General features: G+C 68.3%; 15 protein-coding genes and 3 pseudogenes. 11 read left to right on the plus strand and 7 right to left on the minus strand.

What is annotated here, in order from left to right:
* The first annotated feature begins 30 nt into the window (after window positions 1-30).
* From ACZ5VQ_RS38965 to ACZ5VQ_RS39000, 8 genes and pseudogenes are all read left to right on the plus strand, one after another.
* A complete protein-coding gene (locus ACZ5VQ_RS38965) occupies window positions 31-924 on the plus strand; it encodes a hypothetical protein (protein ID WP_469109136.1) in 894 nt (297 codons plus the stop codon).
* Between the two features lie 78 nt (window positions 925-1,002).
* Window positions 1,003-1,206 (plus strand): hypothetical protein, encoded by a 204-nt coding sequence (locus ACZ5VQ_RS38970; protein ID WP_469109137.1) that lies wholly within the window; start codon window positions 1,003-1,005, stop codon window positions 1,204-1,206.
* A 181-nt stretch (window positions 1,207-1,387) separates the two neighbouring features.
* Complete coding sequence (locus ACZ5VQ_RS38975; RefSeq protein ID WP_469109138.1) at window positions 1,388-2,047, plus strand: hypothetical protein; 660 nt, start codon at window positions 1,388-1,390, stop codon at window positions 2,045-2,047.
* A 538-nt stretch (window positions 2,048-2,585) separates the two neighbouring features.
* Window positions 2,586-3,386, plus strand: a complete 801-nt coding sequence (locus ACZ5VQ_RS38980; RefSeq protein WP_469109139.1) for a hypothetical protein — start codon at window positions 2,586-2,588, stop codon at window positions 3,384-3,386.
* 297 nt (window positions 3,387-3,683) lie between these two features.
* The gene (locus ACZ5VQ_RS38985; protein WP_469109140.1) at window positions 3,684-4,163 is read left to right on the plus strand and encodes a hypothetical protein; all 480 of its coding nucleotides are present in this window, start codon (window positions 3,684-3,686) and stop codon (window positions 4,161-4,163) included.
* 69 nt (window positions 4,164-4,232) lie between these two features.
* Complete coding sequence (locus tag ACZ5VQ_RS38990) at window positions 4,233-4,472, plus strand: hypothetical protein (RefSeq protein WP_469109141.1); 240 nt, start codon at window positions 4,233-4,235, stop codon at window positions 4,470-4,472.
* A complete protein-coding gene (locus ACZ5VQ_RS38995) occupies window positions 4,462-4,974 on the plus strand; it encodes a hypothetical protein (RefSeq protein WP_469109142.1) in 513 nt (170 codons plus the stop codon). The genes ACZ5VQ_RS38990 and ACZ5VQ_RS38995 overlap by 11 nt, the downstream gene beginning before the upstream one ends.
* 330 nt (window positions 4,975-5,304) lie before the next feature.
* A pseudogene (locus tag ACZ5VQ_RS39000) lies at window positions 5,305-6,308 on the plus strand (IS5 family transposase).
* Between the two features lie 100 nt (window positions 6,309-6,408).
* On the opposite strand, the pseudogene ACZ5VQ_RS39005 reads toward ACZ5VQ_RS39000, so the two are convergent.
* Together ACZ5VQ_RS39005 and ACZ5VQ_RS39010 are read right to left on the minus strand one after the other, a co-directional pair.
* Window positions 6,409-6,764, minus strand: a pseudogene (locus ACZ5VQ_RS39005) (hypothetical protein).
* Entirely contained in the window at window positions 6,689-7,453 is a 765-nt protein-coding gene (locus tag ACZ5VQ_RS39010) for a calcium-binding protein (RefSeq protein ID WP_469109143.1), read from the minus strand. Before ACZ5VQ_RS39010 ends, ACZ5VQ_RS39005 begins: the two are co-directional and overlap by 76 nt.
* A gap of 578 nt (window positions 7,454-8,031) precedes the next feature.
* Here ACZ5VQ_RS39010 and ACZ5VQ_RS39015 point away from each other — a divergent pair.
* Window positions 8,032-8,213 (plus strand): annotated as a pseudogene (locus tag ACZ5VQ_RS39015) (hypothetical protein); the annotation flags it as partial.
* Between the two features lie 165 nt (window positions 8,214-8,378).
* On the opposite strand, the gene ACZ5VQ_RS39020 reads toward ACZ5VQ_RS39015, so the two are convergent.
* Window positions 8,379-8,978, minus strand: coding sequence for a hypothetical protein (locus ACZ5VQ_RS39020; protein ID WP_469109144.1), 600 nt, complete (start codon window positions 8,976-8,978; stop codon window positions 8,379-8,381).
* A gap of 395 nt (window positions 8,979-9,373) precedes the next feature.
* Between ACZ5VQ_RS39020 and ACZ5VQ_RS39025 the strand changes: the two genes are divergently transcribed.
* Both ACZ5VQ_RS39025 and ACZ5VQ_RS39030 read left to right on the plus strand, forming a co-directional pair.
* The gene (locus tag ACZ5VQ_RS39025; RefSeq protein ID WP_469109145.1) at window positions 9,374-9,562 is read left to right on the plus strand and encodes a hypothetical protein; all 189 of its coding nucleotides are present in this window, start codon (window positions 9,374-9,376) and stop codon (window positions 9,560-9,562) included.
* Complete coding sequence (locus ACZ5VQ_RS39030) at window positions 9,559-10,290, plus strand: FadR/GntR family transcriptional regulator (RefSeq protein ID WP_469109146.1); 732 nt, start codon at window positions 9,559-9,561, stop codon at window positions 10,288-10,290. Before ACZ5VQ_RS39025 ends, ACZ5VQ_RS39030 begins: the two co-directional genes overlap by 4 nt.
* Window positions 10,291-10,840: 550 nt before the next feature.
* Here the strand turns inward: ACZ5VQ_RS39030 and ACZ5VQ_RS39035 are convergent.
* The 4 genes from ACZ5VQ_RS39035 to ACZ5VQ_RS39050 form a co-directional block, all read right to left on the minus strand.
* The gene (locus tag ACZ5VQ_RS39035; protein WP_469109147.1) at window positions 10,841-11,782 is read right to left on the minus strand and encodes a C40 family peptidase; all 942 of its coding nucleotides are present in this window, start codon (window positions 11,780-11,782) and stop codon (window positions 10,841-10,843) included.
* Window positions 11,783-11,788: 6 nt separating this feature from the next.
* A complete protein-coding gene (locus ACZ5VQ_RS39040) occupies window positions 11,789-12,838 on the minus strand; it encodes a replication-relaxation family protein (protein WP_469109148.1) in 1,050 nt (349 codons plus the stop codon).
* Window positions 12,839-12,932: 94 nt separating this feature from the next.
* A complete protein-coding gene (locus ACZ5VQ_RS39045) occupies window positions 12,933-15,467 on the minus strand; it encodes a DUF8128 domain-containing protein (protein ID WP_469109149.1) in 2,535 nt (844 codons plus the stop codon).
* Window positions 15,468-15,477: 10 nt separating this feature from the next.
* Window positions 15,478-16,320, minus strand: coding sequence for a GP88 family protein (locus ACZ5VQ_RS39050; RefSeq protein ID WP_469109150.1), 843 nt, complete (start codon window positions 16,318-16,320; stop codon window positions 15,478-15,480).
* Between the last annotated feature and the right edge of the window lie 64 nt (window positions 16,321-16,384).

Genomic DNA, 16,384 nt, shown 5'->3' on the forward strand with positions numbered 1-16,384 from the left:
ACTCATTGACTGCACACACAGGGGACCACCATGGCGGACACCAAGCAGCACTCCATACGACACGTCCTGCACCGCGAAATCGCGGGCACCATCGGCCTGCTCACCGACGAGCAGGACTTCACTGCAATGCGGCGCTACCGCACCTTCCCTTTCGACGACCACGAGTCCTATCTACGGCAGGTGGAAGCCCTGCTCCGGACACGCGCAGACGAAGGCAGCCACACCACAATCGCCCTCTTCGACCCCGAGGAATACGCTGAGTTCTGCGCCGAAACCGGCCTCGACCCCGACGCCCCGGCCAGCCGCACCCGCTTCACCGCCGAACTCGCCACCACTGGCCCCACCCTCTCCTACGAGGGACAGCCCCTCACCGAAATCGTCCCTGACCTCGTCGACAACGCTGTCCGCCAGGCCACCTGGGAGTACGCGGCCACCGTTCTCTCCCGCATAGGCCCCTGCGCCACCTGCGGAGAAGACATAGGCCGCGCAGCCTTCGCCCGCGCCTCGGACCTGCTCCTGCGCATCCTCGACGCCGCGGGCACCGGCGAGCACCACCTCGTGTGCAGCGTCTCCGCCGAGCCCGAAACCCTCGTCGCCGTCCTGCACGCCGACGACAATGCCGAGAGCGACACACGACTCGACGAGACCGAAGCGCTGGAATTCACCACGGTCCTCGCCCTCGGCATCGCGACACACAGCGCCGGAGGCCTCGTGATGCGTACCAGCGCCCCCGGCACGAGCGACCGCGTCTACGGCTGGCGACTGCACGGAGACGGACTCCAGCCGCTTACCGCGGGCGAGGTACTCGACGCCTACTGCACCGACACCGAATCAGGAGACATCGTCTCCCCGGAATCGGGTGTCGACTACAGCGAGCCACCCGACCTGGGCGACTCGGGACAGGTGGGCGGACACACGCACTGAACGCGCGAGGGGCGCCCCTTGGATCACCGCCGGTCGGGCGAGTCCCCGGGCCTGACCCGGACCGGCACTTTCCCCACGATGACCGGTACCGCTTGCAGCCCCGCACGGGGCAAGGGCCACAAGTCCCATCCCCGTGCCGCAGCGGCGGCGAAGCTCATCCGCAACGGGCTGCTGGAGGAGGTCAATCTGCCCCGCCCGACGCCGCTGGGACGGAAGCTCGTGGAGGCAGCGCAGAAGGCCGGCCGACAGATGGACACCGGGGTGGCCACAAGCCCCGCGTGATCGTGGCCAACCGTGCACCGACCCCCGGTAGCCAGCAGGCAACGGCCTGAACGAGCTGCGGGAACTCCTGCGGTTCGAGTAACAGAAGCGAGCCCCAAAGGACGCGAAGCATGGGCAGCGTCGCACCCTACGCCTCTTCTGGGGCCAGCTCGCCTCATACGGAAGGGAGAGGAAGGTCGCCATGACGGTTGACCAGGTTGGCAAGGACGGCTGGTTCTTCCTGACCTGCGGCTGCGAGGTCTTCGTAGTGAGGGACTGGCGGCTGCATACCCAAAGCCCCAACACGGTCGAGTGCCCGGAGTCGCAGCGCCTTCATGCCGCGTACGCCGATGTTGCGCTCAACAAGTCCGTGTGGCATGCCCTGCCGGAACGCCGGGCGATCTATGAGCATTACGGAGTTCCGCAGGACGTGATCATTGTGTACGAGCGACAGGCTCGCCGCTGGCCGGTCCCGGCGCTGGAAGAACCCGAACTGGTCGACCGGATCGGCGACGTGAGCGGTTGGTACAACCTGCGCTGCGGCTGCCGGATGTGGGTGCAGTACCCGGGCTGCTGGATCCACATGGTCGATGCCAGGAAGTCGTGCGCCGAGATGAGCAGGCTCCGGCACGCACACCTGTCGCGGGTGCCGCACGGCTCCCCGCCGGGGCCGGAGGCCCTGGCGTTCTACCTTGCGACGCTGCACCACGTCGGCGCTCCTGATTCCAAGATCCAGCAGGTGGAGAATCTGGCAGGCATCGGACAGCAGACGCGTGAATACGAGGGAGTAAACGTGGCCATCGACGGGCGCCGAGACGATGCGGCCGAGGATCTGAAAAACGCCACCGATCTTCAGCACTGACCGGCGGTGCACACCGTCGCAGAGCAGATGTTCCGGATGCGCAAGAACGGCATACGGACGGAGATCGAACCCGACGTGGCGGAGCACGAGCAGCAGCGCAAGCGGTCCGGCATGAGCACTGTGGAGGTGAGGACGCCGAGGAACTCCACCTGTGCGGCTACTGCGCGCACTACGGCATCGCGCTCTGCACCTCGGTTGTCTCCGAGACCCCGACCGCGGTCGACGGAACTACCCGGTGCACGGGTAGCCCCTGACCCGCGGTCGCGTCACCACACCATTCCACCATGTTCTGCGGCACTGAACCCCCGGTGGAAGCTGTTGGACTCACGCGAGGCATTCGCCATCGAACCCTGGTCCGCCTCGACTCCCGAGGCGAAGACCTCCCAGGTCCCGGCAGAGCTTCACCACAAGACCACTGACTGGGCGCTCGACGCGCGGCCTGAGGCCGACGAGGAGAGAAGCCGGCGGCTGCGCCTACTAGCACCACACGCCACTGCACATCTTCTTCAGCGGCTCACCGGTCGGGAGCCGCTTTTTCATGTCCAGAAACGGAGGAAAGGACGTGCCGTTCAGCCTTGCCGAGTTCAAGCGCCGTGCCCAGACCTGCACGGCATTCCAGTGCGTCAACCACACGCACCCCCACCTGTCCGGTCCACGGACCATCACGTCCATCGGACCGAAGGTCATCCAGTACGCCATCGAGGGCTTTCCAAACACCGGACGTACCGAGTGGCCGAGGAAGGGCCTCTACCGCATCGAGGGCAACAAGATCACTTGGTTGCACGACGGCGACGGTAGTGACTGCTTCACCTACATCTTCCCATTCGATGCCGACGCCGAGCCCCGTCACGTTGCGCCGGAGGAGGTCAACGCGCTGCTGGCTGGGGCGACCGCGGTAGGGGAGCACCGGCCCAACGGGGTCACTGTGTGGCACCGCGACGGCTGGCGGTACCCCGTGACCTGGAGCGGCACTCCTATGGGCGTCCTTCCCGGCGAGCCGGTCGACGCTCACGTCCTGGCCGCCGGGTCGGGTACCTACCACGTGGACCTCTCCCTCGGCGGGACCGCGTGGTTCCGGATCCCGGAACCGGCTGTTCCCCGCCTCTTGCTGACTGGGGTGGCCGACGCCGAGCGCGACGGTGCCCGCTTCACCAGGAACGGCTGGACCTTCTACCTCGCCTACGTTTCCGGCCTGTGCGTACGCCTGACGCCCACCGGCCTGGACCGGCAACTCGTCGATCTGGCCTTGCTGGTGAGCACGCAGGACCCCGGATGGGACGACTCGGACGTTGCCCTGGACATGGCCGAGCGGGTCCTCAAGACCGCCGGACTGCACTGACGGCGGCCGACGGGTTTCCTGGAGTTCGTGGCCGTGGAGGTCAGGCGGTCTTGGAGAGCGCACTCCCAGTTGCGTGCGGCCTCCAGCTGGCCCGGCCTATGCGTCCGTTGATCAAGACTCCGGCGGCGGCTTCGTCTGCATTCCCCGCCGCCGGTCGCGCCCGCTCCCGGCCCTCCCTGCCCGGGAGCGGGCCATACAGAGGCCATGCCCCCTCGCCTCTACGCATTTGCCCGGCTCTGGGCACCGAGCGAACCAGACCCATCACCGCGTTGCTTCGCCACAGGAAGGAGAGCGCTTGTGGACCCATTCGTCCTTCATGAGGAAGCGGCCCGTGCCTGGCTGACCGAACTCGTCGTTGCCCACGAAGTTGACGCGAGCTTTGGCGGCGAGGTCTCGGTGCGCAGCGCTGACTCCCCACCGATCGGGATGGCCTGGGACCCTAGGCAACCGGGCGAGGAGGACGGAGTGTCCCTCCTGGTCGAGGCTGCTCAGGTCGCCGGCGTGGTCGGCAAGCCGGAGGAGATGACGATCACCTTTGAGTTTGTGGATGATGGGGACGAGGGTGTCTACCGTTGGCTGCTGGACATCGCGGACCCCCGTCCGCTGAAGGTTGCGACACTGAGCGAGGCGATGGCGGTGCTGGGAGAACCGGATCTCCACCGGGCGGGGATTGAGGCCGCTGTCGCTATCCTGCGGGAGGCCGTGCATGCAGCCAATCTCCTCGTCCACCAATTGTCGGACTACGTCGAGGCCAGCATCGAGCGGGGCGGCAACTGATCTACAGCCACGGGCTCCGCAAGCGTCCCGGATGCGGGAGACTGCCGGGGGAGCCTGGAGGTAGGGACAGTGAAGATCGATTTGACTCAAGCCCGAGCCACGGTGAAAGAGCTGGCCGAAGAGCTAGAAGCGCTGGACGGGACGGAAGTGCTTGAAAGGCCGAGCCGCGTAGCACGTCGCGAGAACAGCCACACCAGCCGCACGCTGCTGCGTCTGGCCCACCTGGGCGACCGCGTCTCCGTGGAGATCATGGGCGTTTACCACGACTTCAAGCTCCGGGATAACCCGCCGCAGGGAAGTGACCACTGACGTGAACCCGGACACCGAGAGCCTGGTGCTCGATGTTGCCGGCCGACTGGAGTGGGCCATCCTCGAGCGGGACAGCCCGGCGATGGTGGCTTTGCAGGGCGACCGTACTCTCGTGCTGTCCGACTACGACTACCTGCGCGACGAGCCTACCGCCGCGGCGTTCGAGCAGCGCGCGGCCGAGAAGGCCCGGGAGAACCACACCTCCCGCTTCGTCTTCGCTGTCCCGCAGGTCTGGGTCGACACCGACGACACGGTTCAGGCCCGGGCGGTGTCCAACCACCCGTTGCGCGAGGGCGAACGTGAAGTGATCGCCTGGATGAGTTACGACGCCCACGACGGCGTGGACTACGGATTCGTGCCGTATGTTCGCCGGCCCAATGGCGAGCCGATTTTCGCCGACCCTGAAGTCTTCACCGCCGCCGTCCGTCCCCGTGAGCAAGCGCCGGGCTGGACCCTGCTGCGCGCCCTGACGCAGGACGGCGCCGAGCCGACCGGCACATAACCGCTCGGACCCCAGCACCGCCACGGCGGGGCCATAGTCCAGCCGCAGGACGCAGCACCCGAGGGCAACCCTCCGCTCGCGACCTCACAGAGCCCGGACCGGTCGACCGTGCGACGAGCCGCACCTCGCATCCGCACCACCATGAGCGTGCCATGGGCAACGGTGCTGTTGCTGTCCCCTCACCGACTGCCCGCCCGCCAGCCATGGTCACGGCTCAAGGCGGACCCGCCCCGGCGGACGACGAAGAACGGTGCGAGGGCCTGTGTGATGTCGTGATCAATCTTGCCGATCCGGATCCGCCTGGAAGGCGGATCCGGTAGGAAGACGACCGTGACACGCAGGCAACTCACTGACGAACAGTGGAAGTTGACCGAGCCGTTCCTGCCTATAGGCGAGTACGGCCCGTACCCCGGGCGGCTGCGGGATCAGTTCGAGGGGGTGATCTGGCGGTTCAGGACAGGCGCGCAGTGGCGTGAGATGCCGGGCGAGTTCGGGCCCTGGCCGACCGTCTACGGACGCTTCCGGGTCTGGAGGAACGCCGGTGTCTTCACCGCCCTGCTGGAGGGCCTGATCGCCGAAGCCGCCCGCCAGGGCAGGACGGACCTGTCCCTGGTCAGTGTGGACTCCACGACCGCCCGCGCTCACCACGACGCCGCCGGGATACTCATCGGCAAGGACATCATGAAGGGTCTCGAGGAAGCCGCCGCCGAGCAGGAGATGACCCGGCAAAAGGGGGCGGCGAGGCGGAACAGAACGGGCAGGACGGCGGAAACGAGCCTGAGTGGGAAGAACGTCGGCGCGTCCGCCGTCGACACAGACTCCGTCTGAGGGAAGCCCTGCTCGGCAGGTCCCGTGGCGGGCTGAGCAGCAAGATTCACCTCGCCGCCGACCGGAAGCGCCGGCCGCTGTCGTTCGTCCTGACAGCCGGGCAGGCCGCGGACAGCCCGCAGTTCATCCCCGTGCTGAAGAAGATCCGCGTTCGTCTGCCGGCCGGTCGGCCCCGCTCTCGGCCGGGCGCGGTCGCTGCGGACAAGGCCTACTCGTCCCGCGGCAACCGCTCCTACCTGCGCCAACGCCACATCAAGGCGGTCATCCCTGAGAAGAAGGACCAGGCCGCCAACTGCAAGAAGAAAGCCAGCCGGGGCGGACGGCCCGTCAGCCACGACGCCGACCTCTACAAGGAACGGAACACCGTCGAGCGCCTGATCAACCGGCTGAAGGACTGGCGCGGCATCGCCACACGCTTCGACAAGGCGCCCGAGAGCTACCTCGCCGGCCTCGAACTCCGTGCCTCGATCATCTGGCTCGAAGATCTCCTGCGAGCAGCTGATTGATCACGACATCCCACAGGCCCTAAGTGGGCGGTTCGTAAGGTGATGTCCGTTTCCGGCTGAGGTTGGAGCAAGGGCGCTGGTGGAGGTTCCGTCGGCTCGGCTATTGCTTCCTGGTGAAGTTGCCGGTGTCGGTCTCGGTGAGATCCCGAGTTTGACCAGGCGTTTTAGCTTGGCGCGGGTTCCTTCGACGTTCTTCGGCAGCAGTTCGTGGCCGAGGGCTTCGCAGACGTCCCTGGCCCGTAGCGGCCTGGTCGCGTGGTTGAACGCGGCGAGGATGCGGGGGTAGTCCGGGTGCTCGGGCAGGTCCGGCGTGTGGGCCGGGAGCCGGTCGGCGAAGTCTCCGAGGCCTGCCAGCTCCGGAGACTTCGCCGAACGATCGGTTACTGGACGTCGACGTAGTCGCTGGTGGCGTTCACCGAGGATGTGGTGCTGGTGCCGGCGAAGCTGAAGCGCCAGTAGCCGTCGACGGACGCGGTCGTCGTGGCTTTCAGTGTGCCCGTACTGCTGCTGTAGACCGTCTTGACCGTCGTGTAGGTGCTCGTGCCGGCCTTGCGGAATTGCAGCTTCACCGGCTGGTTGGCATATCCCCCATAGGTGCCGGTGTCCCAGTTGGCGCGGCTCAGCTTGCCCGTCGCCGTGAGTGTGGCGCCCTTCTTCACTGGCTCCGGCGAGGCGTTGACGGTGAGTTGGGTCGCGCGCAGGACCTTGCCGGTGCCGGCGATGTCCTTCTCGATGTAGTCGCCGTCGTTGGCGTCCACCGCGGCCAGTACCTTCCAGGTCCCGGCGGCCGCGTTGATGAGGTCGGCGGCCGGGTCGATGGTGATGCTGGTGGTGCAGGTGGCTGTGGTTGCTGTCTTTGTACAGGTCAGCGGGGAGTCAGAGCCGGCGAAACCGTCCGGGTTGTCGAGCGTGCCGTGGTACATGAAGCCGTAGACGTCACTGATGCCCGAGTTGTCGGAGGCGGTGATCTTGAGGGTGAATGTCTTCCTCGCGGTGGTGCCGAGCACCACGGGCTTGCCGCCGTTCAGGACGACGCCGGTGATCTGCGTGTCGCCCTGGACCTCGTCGGCCTGGGCGGCCGGGACGGTGAGGGCGGAGAGTGCCAGCGCGCCCGAGAGGCCCGCTATGACAGCACGTATGCGCATGTTTCCTCGAAGGTAGGTGTCATCTGCCGGAAGCCGACAGGAGCCGAAATGGCTCTCGAAGGGTATGGATCACGCATAAATGCACTGGCCAAGGACCGGTCAAATCACTGCCTCGGGCGAGTCAACTTTTCACCTCTCAACGACCCAGTCGTGCACAGCCTGCGGCAAGCGCCTGTGCGGATGGGACTCCGACATCCCGCCGCAGTCCTGGGCCAACTGCGCGCCCCCGCCCCCCGGAAGACCGCCTCTTCCTCGTGGTTGCCGTCGGATAAGCCGCGCCCGCCGGCCGCATGAGCTCCTATCCGGTGGCCAGTTGCTGCAGTTGGTCGAAGTCGGCGTCGGTCAGGGGCTGGTGCCGCCGGGTCTACGCAGTCGATGGTCACGGAGGTTGTACGGACGGGGAACAACTCCAGCCGGCGGGGCAGTGCTCGACCGGTGCGGCGCTCTGCGTGACGTCCATGTGGCCACCCGACTCTCTCCTCTGACGGGGTGCCAGCCGGGCGTCACGCGGCGGGCACCGCCGCGAGCGCCCGGCCGAGTTGTTTGGCGGAGACCGGTCCGCGTTCGGGAAGGCCCGCCCCCGCATCCTCGCCGCGTTCAACCACGCGACCAGGCCGCTACGGGCCAGGGACGTCTGCGAAGCCCTCGGCCACGAACTGCTGCCGAAGAACGTCGAAGGAACCCGCGCCAAGCTAAAACGCCTGGTCAAACTCGGGATCTCACCGAGACCGACACCGGCAACTTCACCAGGAAGCAATAGCCGAGCCGACGGAACCTCCACCAGCGCCCTTGCTCCAACCTCAGCCGGAAACGGACATCACCTTACGAACCGCCCACTAAGAGCGGCGCCTACGCCACAACAGCCGGCGCTTGGCGGGGGCCGCCGGGCGCTGAGGCGTGCCGTCGCGAACACCGGACTGTGCCGTCAGTACACCGCCCGGCACGGGCGGTTCGGGGGCGGGCCCGAAGGACCCGGCAGGGGCGTGCGGTCGACGGGTGCGCCTTGCAACCCTCGACCTGCCTCCTGGTTGTCGAGGTAGAAGGTGATGAGGTGCGCGAACTGCGGCATCTGTTGCCGAAGTCGGCCAGCCACCTCAGGTTCCAGTATTTCGCTGTTGAGGGCGATTCTGCCGTCGTCACGCAGCGCCGCACACAGCATCTGGCCATCCGGCGTGCGGTGGTATCGCCATTTGGCACGGGCCTCGGCCTCCCGCAGTGCCCAGTCCTGCGCGCTCATCCCTCGCTTCGTCGCCCATCGCCGATCGTCGGCGATCTGCTGCTCATGCAGCACCCACGCCCGCACACGCACTGCGGCGCAGTACTCCTCCTCGGTGAGGCGGGCACCGCCCTCCCATGGCTTGGGCAACGCCTCCAACTGGGCTACCTGATGCAGGTAATGACGCTGCAGCGATACGTCTCCGCGGGCGCCGGCGGCGTAGGCGTACTGCTGCAGAGAATCGACCTTCAACGTGAAGTCCGCCCGCAGCATGCTCGCCCAGTCGATGTTCTCGTGGTCACTGACCATGAATTGCCCTCCGTCAGGCCCAGTCGTGCCGGGCACCTCGACAGTCACTCGGCGCCGTCACCCCCACGAGGACGGATGCCCATGATGATCCTTGCTCCCGGGCAGCAGCACCATAGGACGACCGGCCGCTGTCACCGGGCTCACCGGGGGGTGGGCCCGCACCGAGCAGACTGCGGCCGCGCCGTGGACGGATCAGCTGCCTGAGCTCGCCAGCCGGCCCCTCGATTGATCACGACATCACACAGGCCCGAGGACACCCCGCGACGACGTGTCAGTGCGGACCACCGGTGCCGCGAGCGGGACGAGACGATCGCCTTCCCGAGATCGGTATTCGGGGCGTGCCACGCCCGTATTCCTATGAAGGGAATTTTTCCGGAGAGATTCAAGGAGCGACCATGAAGAGCATTCGCTGGTTCATTACGGGATATGAGCGCAACGGCAGATTCGAGGCGTCTGTCACCGCCGCCGCCTCTGACGATGCCGAACGTGGCAAGCAGTTCGACGATCTGCTCTATAGCGACGGAGCCCACATCGGTGAGAGCTACACCTGGCGACCGACCATGAGTGAGGAGGAGCAGGCGTGAATAACCCCGGCATCAACGGCCGCCGAGCACGTGGGCTGCACGGCCAACTCGTCCAGCGGCTGGGCCAGATGATCGTCTCCGGCGACCTGGGCACGGACCACCCGCTGGTCCCTGAGGAGATCGGGCAGCGATTCGAAGTCTCCCGCACCGTCGTCCGTGAATCCCTCCGTGTCCTGGAGGCGAAGGGGCTAGTCAGCGCCCGACCGAACGTCGGTACGCGCGTGCGCCCTGTCAGTCAATGGAACCTTCTCGACCCGGACATCATCGAGTGGCGGGCCTTCGGTCCTCAGCGCAACGTCCAGCGCCGCGAGTTGAGCGAGCTGCGCTGGACGATCGAGCCGCTTGCCGCGCGCCTCGCCACCGGACACGGACACGACAAAGCACAGCATCAACTCGCGGACGCTGTCGCGAGCATGGGGTACGCCGTCGGGCAGGGCGACGCGATTGCCTTCTCGCGCGCCGATGCGGAGTTCCACGCCCTGCTTATACAGATGGCTGGCAACCCCGTGCTGGAACACCTCTCCAGGATCGTGGCAGTCGCCCTCCAGGACTCCGACGACTCGTTCGGCCTCTGCAACCCTGGCAACAAGGCCTCGCTAACGCACCACGTTCAGATCGTCGACGCCCTCGCCGCCGGCAATGGCTCGGCAGCCGAAGCAGCCATGCGTCAACTGCTCACCGACCCCACAGAGGCAGACCCCGGATTGCCCGCACAACGCAAGCCCTGACGTGGGGCCGGTGGCGCGCCCCCGACCCTTTAACGCGCCAGAGGCTCCGCTCAGAGGCAGCGCCACCAGGCGCCTTCCCGTCCTGCTCGTGTTTAGGGTCGTTCCTGCTCCTGACAGGCGTCCCTCCCACATCTGATGGCAGAACGAGGAATATGGTCCAGGAATCGAACGCTCGTTGGTTCAAACATATGTGTTGGTTCCGGCCTGACTACTCGGTCGGCAGCGCTGTGGCCAGCGGATATGGCTAGCTGTCCAGATGATCTGTCGGCGGTTTTGTCCGGCCGATCTGTCGCTTCTTGCGCGCCGAGGCCAGATCTGGGTAGTTGGCCCGGCTGACCGTCCGGCCACTTGTCGTCATCGGCGCGGATGAGGGAAGAGGGCGGACGTCGGTGTGTCGCCATCCGTCCAGGGGTAACCTGCCGAAGAGGCAGGACGCCAAGGCGGTGGGTCTGAAAACCGGAGGCAGGAGCCTCCAGCGACGGGCGCAAACCGACAAGTGGCCGACGGATCGCTCGGACAGTGACAGCTTGATTCGGAACCTGCAATATGTTCAGGCCGATGGTCTGGTGGCACCCGCGTAGTCGTCTCCCTGGTACCTGTACGGCTCGATCATGATCGTTTTCCCCGGGCGGGGGGCATCGATCATCTGTCCGCCTCCGGCGTAGAGGCCGACGTGGTGGATGCCGCCGTTGGGGCTGCCGTAGAAGACCAGGTCTCCCGGCTTGAGCTGCTGTCCCGCGGGCACACGGGGGCCGGCGTCGAACTGCTCTTGGGCGGTACGTGGCAGGGTGATTCCGGCGGCTGCGTAGGCGGCTTTGGTGAGGCCGGAGCAGTCGAATCCCGCGTTGCCGGTGCCCGGGCCGTTGCCGCCCCATTCGTAGGGGAGTCCGAGCTGGCCTTGGGCGTAGTTGATCGCCTCAAGAGCAGCGTCGGCGGGGGCCGTGTCGGCGCCGAAGGCTGCGCCGCTGGCGTACGTCTGGGCCTGGGTAAGGACTTGTGAGACGTACGAGTCGTCGGGGTTATAGGTCTTGATCGCACCGGGGAGGTTCTTGCTGTCTCGGGCGCCGGAGTCGCACAGGTACGCGGCGGCGGTGTAGATCGCGTCGTGCGGGTTGTACGGCGAGGGCGGAGTGACTCCGCCCTGCGGCGGCGGGTGTTTGGCAACGACGCTCTGGAAGGTGGGCAGCAGAAACTGCATGGGCCCGCGGGCCCCGGCCTCGTTAGTGCCGCTGTGCACGCCGGGGAGCGTTGAGCGGCCGTGGTCGGATTCGGTCTTGCCGATGGCGGCCAGGACGGACCAGTCCAGGCCGGGGCACGTGGTGGCGGCGTCCATGTACAGGGCGAGGTAGTCGGACGGGATGTCGGTGAGTGCGGCCCTGCTGGGCTGGGTGCTGCTGCTGCCGAAGCCGGACAGCATGCCGCCGGCCCCGGCGCCGCCGAGGACGGCGACCAGTACCAGCAGTCCCAGGGCCGCGGCGGCGATCTTTCCCATGTCCGTTTACCGCAGTGGGCGACGGTCTGATGGGTCGGGTGGCAGCGGAGCCGGCGGCAGGAGGCCGCTGCCCAGGTCCGCTCCGCCAGCCTGGGTGGGATCGGTGGATGAGGCAGCCAGGGGCGGCAGGTGTGGCCAGGCGCGGCCGAGTTCGGCGAGCCGCAGGCGTTGCGGTGCGGGTGGGCGGGCGTCCAGTGGCTGCCAGCGGGCCGCCGCGGGGTCGTTGTGCTCCTCGTCGAGGAAGTCGGAGCTGGAGGTGGCCACCGGCACCAGGGACGGGTCGTCGAGGCTGGTGAGCGCTGCGGACAGGGCGCGGCGGATGCGGGCTTCCCGGCGGGAAGTGGGGACCCAGAACAGGACGGGGGTGGTGATGCCGGTGGTGGTGGCCAGTTTGGCGTAACCGGCGAGTTTTCGGCCCAGGCGGTCGGGGCGCTCGGTGCCGAAGTCGAACTCCAGGAACCACTCGAATGCCGTCGGCGTGGGGCTGTGCTCGTGCCAGAGGCCGTAGGCGTCCGGGCGGACGATGTCGCCGAAGTGTTTGGCGCAGCGGGTCTCGGACCACCAGGCGGCGAGTTGGCCGGCGGCGTCGGGGCGACGGGAGTGCGCGGTGAGGGCGCTGAAGAAGCCGTTGGTGCCCACGGTGTGGGCCAGGTGCAGGGAGTAGGCGATGCCGGTCGCCCGGTCGTGCCGGTAGTCCAGGGCGCGCAGGTCGAGACCCTCCTCGCGGGCGAGCAGGGTGGCACCGGCGAGGTCGAGGACGTAGTGCATGGGGGCGGTGCCGTAGGTGACGAAGGGCTGGAACCGGTCGATCACGCGCCACTGGTACAGCCGGAGCAGACGCATGTTGGCGGCCCGCACCGACGGCCAGGCCATATCGACGATCTGGTGGGTGGTCAGGACCCGGTGCTCGTAGAGCATGCGGGCCAGCCACCGGTCGCGCTCGGTCAGGCGGGTGGCGAGCCGGGCGATGTAGCCGCTGATGGCGGCGTCGCGCTGGCTGATGCGTTGGGGCCGGTGCCCGCGCAGGGAGCGCTGGGGAGTGGGATTGGTGATCAAGACGGTACACCTCCGAATGAAACGGGAGCGGTTGGTGGAGTGGCCGTGCGGCGGCGCGGCTGGCCGCCGCACGGGGCCTGTCAGGGTGGTGAGCTCAGTCGCCCGCACGGGTCGGTCGGGGGTCCGCCGACTGCCCTGCGGGCCCCGTGCGGGTCGGGACTGGCTTGGGGCGGGCGTTGCGGCGGGCGGCGGTGCGGATCTGCTTGGCGCGGCCCGGGATGGGCGGCGGGAGCTGCTCGGTGATGGCGGTGAAGGCGGGCGCTTCGGCGCCGTGCACGACCGGGCGGATGACGGCGTGGAAGGCGTCGAGGTTGGACAGGTCGTGTGCGGTCAGCCGCGGTTCGGTGTGCCGGGCGAGGTGGCGGGCGTCCTCGGGCGAGGAGTTGAAGAAGATCTTGGTGCGGGCGTTGGTGCTGATGCCCTCCTCCAGTTCCTTGGGCAGCTGGCGCAGGTACTGGTGGGCGAGCGTCATCGACAGCCGGTAGCCGCGGGCCTCGGCGAGCATGTCCTCCAGCGCGTAGGGGAGGTTGAGGAAGTTGTGTGCCTCGTCCAGGTACAGCCCGGCGTCTGGGCGCTGGCCCTGGGAGATGCGGGCGCGACCGGTGGCGGCCTGCCAGGTGCGGGCGACCACGATGGAGCCCATCAGGTGGGCGGTCTCGGTGCCCAGGGCGTCTTTGGCGATGCGGACCAGGCAGATTCCGCCGTCGAGCACGGCGTCCATGTCGACGGTGGAGGGCCCGCCGGCGAGGGCGGCGCGGACGAAGGGGCGCAGCAGGAAGCCGCGGAGCTTGTTCATCAGCGGTGCGGTGACCTGGGCGCGGGCCGGCCCGGAGAGGTCGTCGTACCAGGACCAGAAGCCCCGCAGGATGTCGTCGTCGATCTGGTCGACGGCTCGCTGGCGGAACGAGGGGATGGACAGCAGTTTGGGCAGGTCGGTGAGGACCGGCGTGCCGGCCTGCGCGTGCAGGGTCAGCAGCCCGGCGCGCAGGATGTCGTCGGTGCGGGGTCCCCAACTGCTGGCGTAGACGCGGGAGAAGATTGACACCAGGTTGTCGACCGTGCGGGCCGCGTCGGTGCCTTCGAGCGGGTTGAGGATGGGCGGCCGGGCCTTGCTGTCGGCGTCGAAGAGGATCACTTTGTCCCCGAGGTGTGCGGGCAGCCGCATCAGTACGTCGGTGATCAGGTCACCTTTGGGGTCGATGACCACCAGGCCGCGTCCTGCGTCGGCGTCGGCGAGGATCATCCGGGCCATCAGCTCGGATTTGCCGGAGCCGGTGGCGCCGAGGATGTGCAGGTGGTGGCGGGCGTCCGGCACGCGCAGCCCGACGGGGCGGGGGTGGCCGGTGTCGGTGAGGCCGATGGGCCTCACGGCCGGGTTGGTGGTGGCGATGCCGGGCGGCGGCGGCACCGCGCGGGCGCCGGCACGTTGCAGGCCGGGAATGGCCTCGTCCCACGGCAGGTGTGCCACGGCGGACAGTTCCGGGATTGACAGCAGGTCGCCTTTGTTCAGGCGGCGTTCGGCGACGTACACCGCCGGTCGGCGGAGCTTGGCGCGGCGGTAGTAGTTGTGTTCGGTGAAGGCGGCGAACGCACTGGCGATGGCGTGGCCCCGGCCGCGCAGCCGCTCCCGTACCGCGGCCCGTTTCTCGGTGCTCAGGTCTTCGGGCACCGTCATGGTGATCGCGTAGCGGATGCGGGTCTCGTATGGGGCGCCGCGCTGCTTGGCGACGATCACCTTGTCCTCGGCGGACGCCTCCAGCGCCGTCTGCCGGTCTAGCACCGGGGCGGCGCGGTGGGAGCGCGGGGCCCGGTAGCCCGGGGTGAGCAGGTCGAGCACGCGACTGACGGGGCGGACGGGCTGCCCGGTGCGCGCCCGACGGGCAGCCCGGCGGGCCTTGGTGATCCGGCGCCCGGTGACAGGGCGGGCCAGGATCTGCACCACCGCCTGCTCGCTCGGGCCGAGGCCGACCGGTGCGCCGAGCAGGGCGCGGATCGGATCGGCGGGGAAGTTTGTGCGGATCGGCAGGGCCTCGGGGCGGGCCAGGCGCAGCTCGCCGCCTGCCGCCTCGCTGCGCTGCCCGGCGAGGGGGGTGGACGGCGGTGCGGGTGCGGTGCGGGTGCGTGCGCCGGGCCAGGCTGACTCGATCGCGCGCTCGACCATCCCCGGCGGGACGACACCCGGGACCCACAGGCGAACGCGGATCGTTTCACGGTCGAACGCGTATTCCCAGCCCAGGTGGGGCTGCCCGGTCAGGCGGCGGCACCAGGCCGGCCGCAACAGCCCCAGCAAGTTCGCCCACAGTGCTTCGGCACCCGCCGGATCGGCGGTGGGCGGCGGCAGCACATTGACGATCCGGGCGTCGGCGTTCAGCATCCGGCGGCAGCGACGCCGCCACCACCAGCGCGCCCCGCCGAACCCGGAAGCGGCTAGCACCAGGACGGGGCCCGCGACGGGCCCCCAGACGGTGACCCACTGCGCGACGTGGGCCAGGACCGCGTGCACGGCGCCGCCGGGATCGCGCAGGTAGTTCCCCAGCGGAGAATCGGGGCCTGCCGCAGCCGCGATGCGCGATGGCGACGGCAGGAGGTGGCTGGTGAGCATGGCAAGGGCCTCCAAGGGCGCGGTCACGAAGCAGGGGTCAGGCGGCACGACCGTGGTGCTCCGCCGCGGGCAGCTGGCCGGACTCGGCCAGTGCCGAGGGCTCGGGATCGGCGGTGTTGTGCACGAGCCGCAGGCCGCCGCGCTGGGCGCGGCGTTCGGCGTCGACTTCTGCCTGCCAGGAGCGAAACGTGCGGCCACCCAACCGTTTGAGGAAATGCGGGATGCGGTTGGCCGGGATGCCCACCAGGCGCGGGCCGAGGACGGCCAGCAGGTCACTGGCCTCCTGCGAGTGCCATCCCGCCGCGGCGATGGCTGCCTCGTCGGGGAAGACATCCGCCACACGATCGCGCTCGACGTCGAGAACGGCGTCCTGGGTTCCGCCGAAGCTGTAGACCCACAGGAAATTGGCCGGTGGGTCGGGCTCCACCAGGGCCCGGAACCGGGCGACTTCCTTGGTGTAGGCGTAGAAATTGGTCTCCGGCCGGGCGCGGATGATCCGCAGCCACGCCAGCAGGTAGGAGTCTGAGAGGAAGTCACCCGAATCGTGAATCCGCACCCAGGTCCCGCGGAATTTCCGCCTCCCGAGCTCGGCGGTCATCGCTTCTTCCCAGCCGGACAGGTCATCGAGGACGAAGCGGAGATTGGCCTGGTGCTTGGCTTTCACCGTGGGCCAGGTGTAGGTGCCATGCCGTGCGTAGCAAACGTCGCGGCAAATCCCAGCCGAGGGGCAGGTGTTGTAGGTTTTTCCGTCCGGAAAGCGGCCGGCCCAGGCGGGCAGCGTCCAGTTCCAGACGCCGATCGCGCGCATTTCGCGGTTCTGGGTCAGCAGCCGTGCGGGCCGCGTGGGAACGAGAGCGGGCACCGATGTGTGAGACGACATAGATGGCCTCCCAGAAGACGATCAGGAGAGATACGACGGCCTCTGTGCAGAGACCGGCGCACAG

The organism is Streptomyces sp. NPDC033178, from assembly GCF_055577685.1.

What these genes read in the sequence shown, in the direction of transcription:
- ACZ5VQ_RS38965 (WP_469109136.1), top strand. Translation starts at nt 31, where the DNA reads ATGGCGGACACCAAGCAGCACTCCATACGACACGTCCTGCACCGCGAA.
- ACZ5VQ_RS38970 (WP_469109137.1), top strand. Translation starts at nt 1,003, where the DNA reads ATGACCGGTACCGCTTGCAGCCCCGCACGGGGCAAGGGCCACAAGTCC.
- ACZ5VQ_RS38975 (WP_469109138.1), top strand. Translation starts at nt 1,388, where the DNA reads ATGACGGTTGACCAGGTTGGCAAGGACGGCTGGTTCTTCCTGACCTGC.
- ACZ5VQ_RS38980 (WP_469109139.1), top strand. Translation starts at nt 2,586, where the DNA reads ATGTCCAGAAACGGAGGAAAGGACGTGCCGTTCAGCCTTGCCGAGTTC.
- ACZ5VQ_RS39010 (WP_469109143.1), bottom strand. Translation starts at nt 7,453, where the DNA reads ATGCGCATACGTGCTGTCATAGCGGGCCTCTCGGGCGCGCTGGCACTC.
- ACZ5VQ_RS39020 (WP_469109144.1), bottom strand. Translation starts at nt 8,978, where the DNA reads ATGGTCAGTGACCACGAGAACATCGACTGGGCGAGCATGCTGCGGGCG.
- ACZ5VQ_RS39025 (WP_469109145.1), top strand. Translation starts at nt 9,374, where the DNA reads ATGAAGAGCATTCGCTGGTTCATTACGGGATATGAGCGCAACGGCAGA.
- ACZ5VQ_RS39035 (WP_469109147.1), bottom strand. Translation starts at nt 11,782, where the DNA reads ATGGGAAAGATCGCCGCCGCGGCCCTGGGACTGCTGGTACTGGTCGCC.
- ACZ5VQ_RS39050 (WP_469109150.1), bottom strand. Translation starts at nt 16,320, where the DNA reads ATGTCGTCTCACACATCGGTGCCCGCTCTCGTTCCCACGCGGCCCGCA.